Raw genomic sequence first — 11,103 nt, forward strand, 5'->3', positions numbered from 1 at the left:
GCCTCCGCCAAAAAACGGAGGTCTAGCAGGACTGGCATACTTTTATATCGGTGAGGCACGCCAGAAAATGGCGCACTTTATTCCCGGTGTTCTCACTATTCTGTCGAGAACCGTCCGACGGCAGACGGGCTATCCGAACTGCCGCGCGACTATACCGGCCCGGTTCTTGGACCGCCCTTGCCGGGTGATCTCGGCGGTCCGATCCTCGATGCCCAGAACCGGGGGCAGCCAGTCGCGCCGCCTGCAATCACAGCGCCGGCCGTCGATTCCGAGGAGCAGCGCCGTTTGGCCGAAGAAGAAGCCGCTCGCACCAGTCGTGTGTTCTTTCAGACCGCTCCTGCAACTGGAGCCACACCGAGTGCGGCTGTATCCAGCCTTGCCGGCCTCGATCTTGGGGGCCTGCCTGCCGCACAGGACAGACACACCGCTTTCCTCAATGAGCCCGTCGATCGGCAGACAGTCGCCCTCGATCGCGTCATGGCACCTGCATCGCCATACATCCTTCAGGCGGGAGCCGTGATCCCAGCGGCGATGATCACCGGTATTCGTTCCGATCTGCCGGGACAGGTCACCGCCCAGGTGACCCAGAACGTCTATGACAGCCCGACCGGTAGCCTGCTTCTGATCCCGCAGGGCACCCGCATCATCGGCGAATACGATGACGGCGTGACTTTCGGTCAGCGGCGCGTGCTGCTGGTGTGGAACAGGTTGGTCTTTCCCAATGGCCATTCGATCGTGCTGGAGCGTCAGCCCGGCGCGGACGCCGCCGGCTATGCCGGACTTGAAGACGGCGTCGACTATCATTGGTGGGATCTGATGAAGGCCGCCGGGCTCTCGACATTACTCGGCATTGGAACCGAACTCGCGACCAGCGACGAGGACCGGCTGATCCGCGCCATCCGTGACGGCGCGCAGGACACCATCAATCAGGCTGGGCAGCAGATCATCCAGCGGCAATTGCAGGTCGAGCCAACGCTCACCATCCGCCCGGGTTTTCCGGTTCGGGTAATCGTCACCCGCGACCTCGTGCTCGAGCCTTACAGGAGCTGATCATGGCGAAGTTGAAACTGGGTCCCATCGTCGAGGACAAACCCGTTAAGGTGACAGTGGCGCTGCCCGGGCCGCTCCATCGGGATCTGGCCGCTTATGCCGAAGTGCTGGCCCGTGAGAGCGGTCAAGCCGCGGCGGATCCGGTGAAGCTGATCGTGCCGATGCTCGAGCGGTTCATTGCCACGGATCGCGGCTTTGCCCGGGCCAGAAGGGGCTCCCCAACCACGTCCTGATCCGCGCGATTTGAAACAGCCGCCGACATTCGCATCCCTCGTAGATTGACCAGCCATCCAGATGGGGATAATAACTTAACGGGTCACGTCGATATTCCCATCGAGTCTTTGTTGCTATCGACTTTGGGATGCTTGCGATGCCGGGGGGCAAAACGGTGCTGAAATGGGGCGTAGAGCGCCGGCTCGAATTCATTGAGTTTCGTCTTTATTGGGAAGGCGGGGTCAACCGATCCGATATCGTCGAGGCCTTCGACGTGTCGATACCGCAAGCATCGAAAGATTTGACGCTTTATCAGGAACGAGCTCCGCAGAACGCGGTCTACGACAAAAGCGCCAAACGGTACGTGGCGAGCGAGACGTTCCAGCCCTGCTTTTTGAAACCTGACGCCGCCCATTATCTCACGCAGCTGCGATCTGTCGCCGAAGGCATATTGCCGGCCGCGGCATCATGGATCGCACATTTCCCGCCCTTTAGCGGCCCACCTGTTCCCGCGCGCGATGTCACGAACGAGACGCTGCGGACCGTGCTTGGTGCCATTCGCGACAATCTCGCCATTGAGATCAAATATCAGTCGCTTTCGCGGCCGGAGCCTCGCTGGCGCTGGATCGCGCCGCACGCCATCGGCTTCGATGGCTTTCGTTGGCACGCGCGGGCCTTCTGCCAGATCGACCGAACCTACAAGGATTTCCTCCTCGCTCGGGTTGTCGACGTGCGTGGTTCCAAACCCAGTGAGGTTGAGCCTGGCGGCGATACCGATTGGAACGAGGAAATCACGCTGGAGATCGGACCGCATCCAGAGCTGTCCGATACGCAGCAGAGGGTTGTCGCTCTCGATTACGGAATGCGCGGCGGGAAAGCCAAGATCCCGGTCCGGAAGGCGCTTCTCTACTATGCGCTCAAACGCCTGGGTCTGGATACTGACCCTACTGCGAGGCGGCCTCAGGATCAGCAGGTTGTGCTGCTGAATGGCGCCGTACTTGGCATGATCGCGCAGGCTCAGACCTTCGAGACGAGGATGGAGGGCTGACCATGATTGAGAAACTGGATCGCCTCGTCGACGATATCGCGAGTCTGAACAGCAAATTGGCACTCCTGATCGGTCCGCCTCGATCCGGAAAGAGCAGTCTGCTCATGCAGCTATCCGCGCGAAGGCAAGTGTCCGTGCTGAACATCGGAGCCGCTCTTTCTCGAGAATTGCTGGTAGTGCCGAGTACGCGAAGACATTTGCACGCAGCCGATCTGCTAAAGAACCTTGCTGATCACTTTGCCAGCAATGGGCTTTTGCTCATCGATAATATCGAGGTCCTGTTCGATCGAACGCTGCAGCTCAGCCCGCTCGATATATTGAAGCGGCACGCTCACGCGCGCCGCGTCATCGCGGTGTGGCCAGGAGAGCTCCGGGAAGACCGGCTCTCCTACGCCACGACAGGACATCCAGAACACCAGGACTATGGCATCGACGGCCTGGTCCCATTCGAAATTCGTTGAAGGGGGAATACGGGATGCCGATGCGTTATGGCGATCTCATTCAATTTGAGCCGATCGAGTCGGTCATTCAGCTTTTGGACGCTAATCGCCCGGGCGAAGCCAAGAAGCTGGTATCGACCTACGTCATTTCGGATGACATGGCCGAACGGATCGCCAAGCAGATGATCCCCCAGCTCTCGTTCGACGAGGCGGTTGACCACAAGGGCGTACTGGTCGTTGGCAATTACGGCACCGGTAAGTCGCACCTGATGTCGGTGCTCTCGCTGGTTGCTGAAGATGCCGAATATGTTTCGATGATCCGTCATCCCAAGGTGGCCGAGGCTGCGGGCGCCATCGCAGGCAAATTCAAAGTTCACCGGATCGAGATATCCAGCCAGATGTCCCTGCGGGACATCATCACGCAACAGCTTGAGGTGTTTCTCGAAAAGCACGGCGTCAGCTTTTCCTTTCCCTCAGCGGATAAGGTCATCAACAACAAGGCCGCCTTCGAGGAGATGATGGCGGCGTTCGCCGAGGTCCATCCCAATCATGGCGTGCTCCTCGTCGTCGATGAGTTCCTCGAATACCTGCGGTCACGCAAGGATCACGATCTGGTTCTCGACCTGTCGTTCCTGCGTGAGATCGGCGAGGTCACAAAGCACCTCCGCTTCCGGTTCGTCGCGGGCGTCCAAGAAGCGATCTTTGACAGCAGCCGCTTCCAGCATGTCGCCGACAGCCTTCGCCGTGTGAAGGATCGCTTCACGCAGATCCTGCTCGCCCGCCAGGACGTCAGCTTCGTAGTGGCGGAGCGCCTCCTGAAAAAGACGGCAGATCAGCAGAACAAGATTCGCACATACCTTACGCCATTTGCGAAATTCTATGGCTCGATGAACGAGCGCATGGATGAGTATGTCCGATTGTTCCCGGTACATCCCGATTACATCGGAACCTTCGAGCGACTGGTGTTCACCGAGAAGCGTGGTGCGCTGGTTACGCTCCGGGATCAGATTCAGGCCATTCTCACCGATGAAGTGCCCGATGATCGACCGGGGCTGATCGGTTACGACAAATTCTGGGAAACGGTTACGTCAAACTCCGTGCTGCGGGCAGACCCGAACATCGGGCCGGTGCTCAAGGTCTCCGAGGTTCTGTCAGAGCGCGTAAGAAAGGCTTTCACCCGTCCGGCATACAGACCGATGGCGCTCCGCATCATTGACGGACTCTCGGTGCATCGCTTGACGACGGGCGGCGACATCTATGTTCCCGTAGGCCCGACTGCTGAGGAACTCCGCGACACGCTCTGCCTGTTTCAGCCGGGCATCGAAGAGATGGGCGGAGAGCCGGAAGCGGATCTGCTTTCGCTCGTCCAGACCGTCCTGCGGGAGACACTGAAGACCGTCAACGGCCAGTTTATTTCCAAAGCGCCGGACACTGAACAGTACTACCTCGATCTGAAGAAGGACGTCGACTATGACGCCCAGATCGAGAAGCGCGCTGAAGCCCTCTCGGATGACGCGCTCGATCGTGCGTACTACAGCGCGGTCCGCCAGCTGATGGAGCGCACTGACGACACGACCTACGTCACCGGCCATCAGATCTGGCAATATCAGGTTGAGTGGCAGGATCACCGCGTCGAGCGCAGCGGCTACCTCTTCTTTGGCGCGCCCAATGATCGCCCAACAGCCCAGCCGGAACGCGACTTCTATATCTATTTTATTCAGCCATTCGAGCCGCCACGGTTCCGGGACGACCACAAGGCTGACGAGGTCTTCTTCCGGCTCAAAGGGCTCGATGATGCGATCCGGCGTCATCTCTCCTTCTATGCGGCCGCTCAGGATCTCGCATCGACCGCCAGCGGCGGCGCAAAATCCATCTACCTCGACAAGGCCAAAGATGCCCTGCGCGACATGAGCAAGTGGCTGCAGGAAAAGCAGATGACGGCCTACGAGGTCACCTATCAGGGCAAGAGCAAGACCTTGCAGGAGTGGACCAAGGGCGTCTCGTTGCGCGACAAGGCCCGTCTTGGCCCGGAAGAGCGGATCAACTTCCGCGACGTCGTCAACGTCATCTCCGGTCTCGCGCTGAACAACCAGTTTGCCGAGGTGGCGCCTGAATACCCGACGTTCTCCGCGCTCGTCACCGAGGCGAACCGGAAGCAGCTTGTCGGCAACGCCCTGCGCGCGCTGGCAGGCGGAAACCGGACCAAGGACGCCGTAGTCATCCTCGACGGCCTGGAGATGCTGGACGGCGATCGCATCGACCCCACACGGTCTCGCTATGCACAGGATGTTCTCGCTCGGCTGAAGGCGAAAGGCCATGGCCAGGTGCTGAATCGTGGCGAGCTGGTCAGCGGCGACGCCGACGTCGAGTATTTCGCGCCGATCAAGTTCCGCCTGGAGCCCGATCTGCTGGTCACCGTTCTGGGTGGGCTGGTCTATGCCGGCGACATCGTCCTGGCGATCACCGGCGACAAGATTGATTCCGGCAAGATCACGCTCCTGGCTGAAAGGCCGCTCGACGAGCTGAAGCAGTTCAAGCACGTCGAGGCGCCGAAGGAGATCAACGTCGCCGTCCTCCGCTCACTGTTCGAGATGTTGGGCTTGCCGCCCGGGCTCGCTCAGCAGGCAACACAGGGATCGGACGAGCCGGTCAAGCTGCTCCAGGAGGAGGTCGGAAAGCTGACGCGGCGCGTGCTCAGCGCCGCCACGGACATGTCTGGTCGGCTGAGCTTCTGGGGTCAGCCGTTGCTGCGGGAAGAAGAGATCCGGGACTGGCGCACCAAGCTTGATGCGCTCAAAGCCTTTTCGGAGAGCCTGGCCCCCTACAACACCGTCGGGAAGCTCAAGAACCTTCGCATCGGCTCTGACGATATCGAGGCCCAGAAAAAGAACCTCGAGGTTCTGCAGGCTGTCGAGGGGATGCTGGAGCTGGTCGCCGACCTCGGCACCACGGCCAGCTATCTGTCGCAGGCCGAGATGGTTCTGTCGGCAGACCATACTTGGGTGCGACAGGCGCAAGATGCGCGCAAGCAGGTCCTCGACAAGCTTGCGGCAGATAGGACCGCGCAGCACGCGGCCGAGTACCGGCAGACGCTGGCCAAGCTGAAGAAGGATTACATCACGGCCTATGTCGGGCTGCACAGCAAGGCGCGCCTTGGGGTCACGGAAGAGAAGACGAAATCCGCGCTGCGCAAGGATCCGCGGCTGATCGCCATGCGGGCGTTGGCTGGCATTTCGCTGATGCCGACCAGCCAGCTGACGAGCTTCGAGGAGAAGCTGGACAAGCTGAAGAGCTGCGCATCGCTCGTCGAATCTGAACTTTCGGCCAGCCCCGTCTGCCCGCACTGCGGCTTCCGGCCGGCGAACGAGCAAGGGGACATGCTCCCGGCCGCCAATGTCCTGAAGCAGCTCGATGACGAGCTCGACCGGCTGATCGATGGCTGGACGCAGACCCTGCTCGACAACCTCGATGATCCGATCATCCAGGAGAACTTCGATCTCCTGAAGCCAGCCGCCCGTAGCCTCGTCGATGGCTTCATATCGTCCAAGAGCCTTCCGGATCCAGTGACGCCCGAGTTCGTCGCGGCCGTCCAGGAGGCGCTGTCTGGGCTGGAAAAGATCAACGTCAGCAGCGCGGACATCAGACAGGCGCTTCTGCAAGGCGGATCCCCAGCGACGCCCGAGGACCTGCGCAAGCGCTTCGAGTCCTTCCTGAACGACCGCTGCAAGGGCAAAGACACCACCAAGCTGCGCTTCGTGGTGGAGTGATCATGAGCGTGAGCGTCGGCCATTCTGACATCGATAGCCTCGTTCTCGCTGTAAGGGACCGGGAGTCGCGTCGTCTTATCGGTGAGGCTATCACGGCCTACCGTGGCGGCGCGTTGCGCTCAGCCATCATGTCGACTTGGATCGCTGTTGCTTACGACATCATCGCCAAGGCGCGTGAACTGGCTGGCCAAGGTGAGGCTGCCCCACGAGCATTTGTCGCGGATCTCGATGCCGCTATCGCAGCGAAGGACAAGCGGAAGCTTCAGACCATCGAGAGCGAGCTGCTCGACAAAGCTAATAGTGATCTCCAGCTTCTCGCGCCGCATGAATACTCGGCACTTGGCAGGCTGCGGGATGACCGACACCTTTGTGCCCATCCGGCATTCGTGGTCGAAGACGAGCTTTTCCAGCCATCACCGGAGTTGGTCCGGGCACACATCGTTCATGCCCTACAGCATCTGCTCATTCACGCCCCTCTGCAGGGAAAGAGCGCCATAGCTCGGTTCGACGCAGACCTGCTCGGCCCGGCATTCCCAGCGACGCCCGAAGACATCGGCGCGTTCCTGCGCGCCCGCTATCTCGACCGAGCCAAAGATATATTGGTGGTCAATCTCATCAAGGCGATCCTCGCCGCGCCTTTCGGTGCTGAACGGCAGAAGTATGCCACGAAGGTCAGAACGCTTGCCGTTGTTCTTCGCGAGATCGCCAAATCGAAGACCGCAATCTACGACGGCATGATGCCGACGTTTGTCGCCGTCAGGGTCGGACAGATTCAAGACGACGTCCTCCTAAGCATAAGCCCGTTCCTGGAGGCCGATCCGCGCATCTGGGACTGGATGGCTGAGCCCGATCGCACCCGAATCCGACGGCTTCTCGAAACTGCTGACGTAGACACGTTGAAGGCGCATGCGGCATTCGACGCTTTCGCCATCGCGCCGCTGTCGGCAGTTCTTGTCGATCGCTTCAATGGCTTCGATGCGACTACCAAGATCAGCATCATCTCAGAGCATCCCCGCAGAGAACTCGTTCCGGCCGGCATCGCACTTTATGCACAGGCAGGGAGCTATCGGTCAGCCGAGCAACTTGGACAGTCCGTCATCCTGCCGCTTGCCCCGCTTTTTGAGGCCGATGATTTGCAAACTGTGCTGACCGCTGCCGCTGACAATGGTCAGATCTGGGATGCCGCCGGCACTCCGGAAATCCTCGAACAGCTCTTCGACAGCACCCGAACTTTACTTCCGGCCAGCCGGCCTCACTGGGAGGCATTTCTCGGCGAGCTGAACGGAAGGCAGCAACAACGTTACTCCGGGCTGCGAGAGCGCCTGAACGCGAATCCTTGAGGAACAGCCATGAACGATTTGATGAGAACCACAAAGGCTAATGCTCCCGTCGAATGCCTTGGCATGACCTTCCCGAGCGAGGATGCGCGGCGGGAGCACTTCCTAGGGCTGTTGGCGGAGAAGCTGAAGGATCCGGCGTTCCGGAAGCAGGAGGGGTTTCCGCAAGGTTCAGACGACGCGATCCTGGCGATGTCCGATCCGCCATACTACACGGCGTGCCCCAATCCCTGGCTGGCGGATTTTGTTGAGCACCAAGGAAAACCGCACGAACAAGAGCTCCACTACGATAAGAAGCCCTTTGCGGCTGATGTTAGCGAGGGGAAAAACAATCCTGTCTATCTCTCGCACACGTATCACACAAAAGTCCCGCACCGGGCAATCATGCGATATCTCCTCCACTATACCCGCCCAGGCGACGTAGTGCTTGACAGCTTTTGCGGTACTGGAATGACCGGTGTCGCAGCTCAACTATGTGCCGACCGCAAGGAGATCCAAGAACTTGGCTATCGGGTTGATGCAGACGGGACGATTTTCGAGCACCAAGAGGAGGAGGGTCAAAAGAAATGGGCGAAAATCTCCCGTATTGGCGCTCGCAGTGCTATTCTCAACGACCTGTCTCCCGCAGCGACTTTCATAGCGAGCAACTTCAACAGCTTTGATGCAAGCTCGTTCGAAACTGAGGCTAAGGCAGCGCTTCGCAGAGTTGAAGAGAGCTGCTCGTGGATGTTTTTGACCATCCACAACTCAACCGATGACCGAGTTGATCGCGCAATCGCAGACCTGGAGGCGGGTCGTATTGATGCGATGCAGCAGAGTGGGAACTTCGGTCGAATTAATTACACTGTTTGGTCAGACGTTTTTATATGCGCAGAGTGCACTGGCGAGATTGTTTTCTGGGATTCCGCCGTTGATAAGAAGACAGGTCAAGTTTCGGAACCTTTTTCTTGTCCGCATTGCGGAGCGAGCGTAGCCAAGCGATCGCTAGAGCGCGCTTGGGAAAACAAGTTCGATCTGGAGTTGGGTGTGAACATCCGACAGGCAAAACAATTGCCCGTCCACATCGATTACAAGTTCGGAAAGTCTAAGTTTAGCAAGAAACCAGATAGGTTTGACATAGCTCTTTTGAAGGCAATCGAGGCTCTGCCGAGCAAATATCGGATTCCCTCGGACCGTATTCCTGTGGGTGATGAGGCAAGGCGGAATGATGACGCCGGCATCACGCATACCCATCATTTTTTCACTAGAAGAAACGCGATTGGTCTTGGTGCATACAGAGATAGCCATCCTAACTTGTTTAGATGCTCTAATCTGACATCTACGATGTTGGTCGCATCGAAACTTTATCGGTTTCGCTCTCAGAACGGAAGCTTTGGCGCTGGCGGCGGGCCAATGAGCGGGACCCTATACATACCATCTCTAATCAAGGAAATTCCAATTACCAAGCTGCTCAAGGAGCACATCGACAAGATGGTTCGCATGAAATGCAGCTTCACTTGGCACCCAACTACAATTACGACAACAGGATCGGCAACACGTTTATATTTATCTGACGACAGTGTTGACTACGTTTTCGTAGACCCCCCATTCGGCGCGAATATTCAATACGCCGATCTCAATTTCATTTGGGAGTCATGGCTCGCAGTAAAGACTAACGCGGGGAGCGAGGCGGTCGAGAGCAGATCGCACGGCAAATCTTTGGATGATTATCGTAGACTTATGGCCCACTGTTTTAAGGAGGCGTACCGCGTTTTAAAGCCTGGCAGATGGATGACCGTCGAGTTTTCGAACACCCAGGCCACTGTATGGAATGCAATCCAGACTGCCATGCAGGAGGCGGGCTTCGTCGTTGCCAATGTTTCGGCGCTAGATAAGAAACAGGGCAGCTTCAAGGCAGTCAATACCACAACCGCCGTAAAACAGGACCTTGTTATCTCAGCTTACAAGCCAAACGGCGGCTTGGAGGGGCGATTTGTTCAGAATGCCGGAACGGAAGAGTCCGTCTGGGATTTTGTCCGAACTCACCTGCGATATCTTCCAATTACGAAAGCCAAGGGATCCGAATTGGACTTTGTCAATGAACGCGATCCAAGGGTGATATTTGATAGAATGGTCGCATGGTTCATTCGGCATAATGCGCCTGTGCCAATGTCATCAGCGGAATTTCAGTCTTCGCTCGATCGTCTTTTTGACGAAAGAGATGGAATGATATTTCTTCAAGATCAGGTTGGGGAATATGACAAAAGGCGGTCGCGATCACACAGCGCGCCACAAATTGAGCTGTTTGTTAGCGACGAGCGGAGCGCGATTGATTGGCTTACTGACTTTTTAAAGCGGCGCCCTTCGACGTATCAAGAGCTTCAACCCGAGTTTTTCGGCCAGCTGGGAGCCGGATGGCGAAAACACGAGGAGCGGCCGGAGCTCAGGAGATTGCTTGAAGACAACTTCCTTGAGTATCCAGGCCATGGCGATGTGCCGAGCCAAATCCACAGCTATCTGTCCACCAACTTTAAGGATCTGCGTGGGCTGGAGAAGGATGATCCGCGGCTAAAGTCCAAGGCGAAGGATCGTTGGTTTGTGCCCGACCCGAGCAAGGCAAAGGACCTAGAGCAGAAGCGCGAGCGGTCGCTGCTAAAGGAATTCGAGAACTACAAGTCCGCGCCCGGCCGAAAGCTTAAGGAGTTCCGGCTCGAAGTGCTGCGCGCAGGCTTCAAAACCGCGTGGGGTGCGAAGGACTACAAGACCATCATCGGCATTGCCCAGAAGATCCCCGAGGAGGCGCTGCAGGAGGATGAGAAGCTGCTGCTCTGGTACGACCAGGCGCTCACCCGCATGGAGGCTGATGCGTGACGCATGCGGACGGCGGACATGGCATCGGCGCGTGGTGCTGGCATGAGAGGCATGCCGCACCCTGCCGTGTCGTTGACCGGGAGGAGATCTGGGGCGAGACCGCCTATCGGGTCTGGCTGCCCGGCAAGGACGCCGTCGTCCGCGCCCGTTCGCGCGATCTGAGCCCGCTCGACGCGGTCCAGCCGACGGTTGATCAGATCCTGCACACCGCCGCAGCGGCGAAGCTTCTGGACGCGCTAGAGGACAACCTGTTGCTGGCGCCGATCCAGTCGAGCGTCGTGCCGCTGCCGCACCAGCTCTACGGTAACCGCTGTTCTCAGGCCACGGCCTTGATTGGGTCCGAGGCGTAGGCCCATGGCAGCAGTTCGTCGATCTGGCTTTGCGGATGTCCGGCGACG

The 11,103-nt window shown here is 58.5% G+C and carries 7 protein-coding genes and 1 pseudogene; all 8 read left to right on the forward strand.

Annotated features, from left to right (window positions below; translation table 11 throughout):
• Nucleotides 1-96: 96 nt before the first annotated feature.
• Nucleotides 97-1,050, forward strand: a pseudogene (locus EV666_RS17695) (TraB/TrbI/VirB10 family type IV secretion system protein); the annotation flags it as partial.
• Nucleotides 1,051-1,052: 2 nt separating this feature from the next.
• Complete coding sequence (locus EV666_RS17700) at nucleotides 1,053-1,283, forward strand: DUF2274 domain-containing protein (protein WP_132010913.1); 231 nt, start codon at nucleotides 1,053-1,055, stop codon at nucleotides 1,281-1,283.
• A 137-nt stretch (nucleotides 1,284-1,420) separates the two neighbouring features.
• Nucleotides 1,421-2,311, forward strand: coding sequence for a WYL domain-containing protein (locus EV666_RS17705; RefSeq protein WP_132010915.1), 891 nt, complete (start codon nucleotides 1,421-1,423; stop codon nucleotides 2,309-2,311).
• Nucleotides 2,312-2,313: 2 nt separating this feature from the next.
• Complete coding sequence (gene brxF / locus EV666_RS17710; RefSeq protein WP_132010917.1) at nucleotides 2,314-2,772, forward strand: BREX-3 system P-loop-containing protein BrxF; 459 nt, start codon at nucleotides 2,314-2,316, stop codon at nucleotides 2,770-2,772.
• 14 nt (nucleotides 2,773-2,786) lie between these two features.
• Nucleotides 2,787-6,518, forward strand: a complete 3,732-nt coding sequence (locus tag EV666_RS17715) for a DUF6079 family protein (protein WP_245514510.1) — start codon at nucleotides 2,787-2,789, stop codon at nucleotides 6,516-6,518.
• Nucleotides 6,519-6,520: 2 nt separating this feature from the next.
• A complete protein-coding gene (locus tag EV666_RS17720; RefSeq protein WP_132010919.1) occupies nucleotides 6,521-7,858 on the forward strand; it encodes a hypothetical protein in 1,338 nt (445 codons plus the stop codon).
• A gap of 9 nt (nucleotides 7,859-7,867) precedes the next feature.
• On the forward strand, nucleotides 7,868-10,705 hold the full coding sequence (locus tag EV666_RS17725; protein WP_132010921.1) for a DNA methyltransferase: 2,838 nt from the start codon (nucleotides 7,868-7,870) through the stop codon (nucleotides 10,703-10,705).
• Nucleotides 10,702-11,055 carry a hypothetical protein gene (locus EV666_RS17730; RefSeq protein WP_245514511.1) on the forward strand — a complete coding sequence of 118 codons (354 nt, stop codon included), beginning with the start codon at nucleotides 10,702-10,704 and terminating at the stop codon, nucleotides 11,053-11,055. The genes EV666_RS17725 and EV666_RS17730 overlap by 4 nt, the downstream gene beginning before the upstream one ends.
• Nucleotides 11,056-11,103 lie beyond the last annotated feature (48 nt).

Source organism: Camelimonas lactis (assembly GCF_004342915.1).
GTDB lineage: Bacteria > Pseudomonadota > Alphaproteobacteria > Rhizobiales > Beijerinckiaceae > Camelimonas > Camelimonas lactis.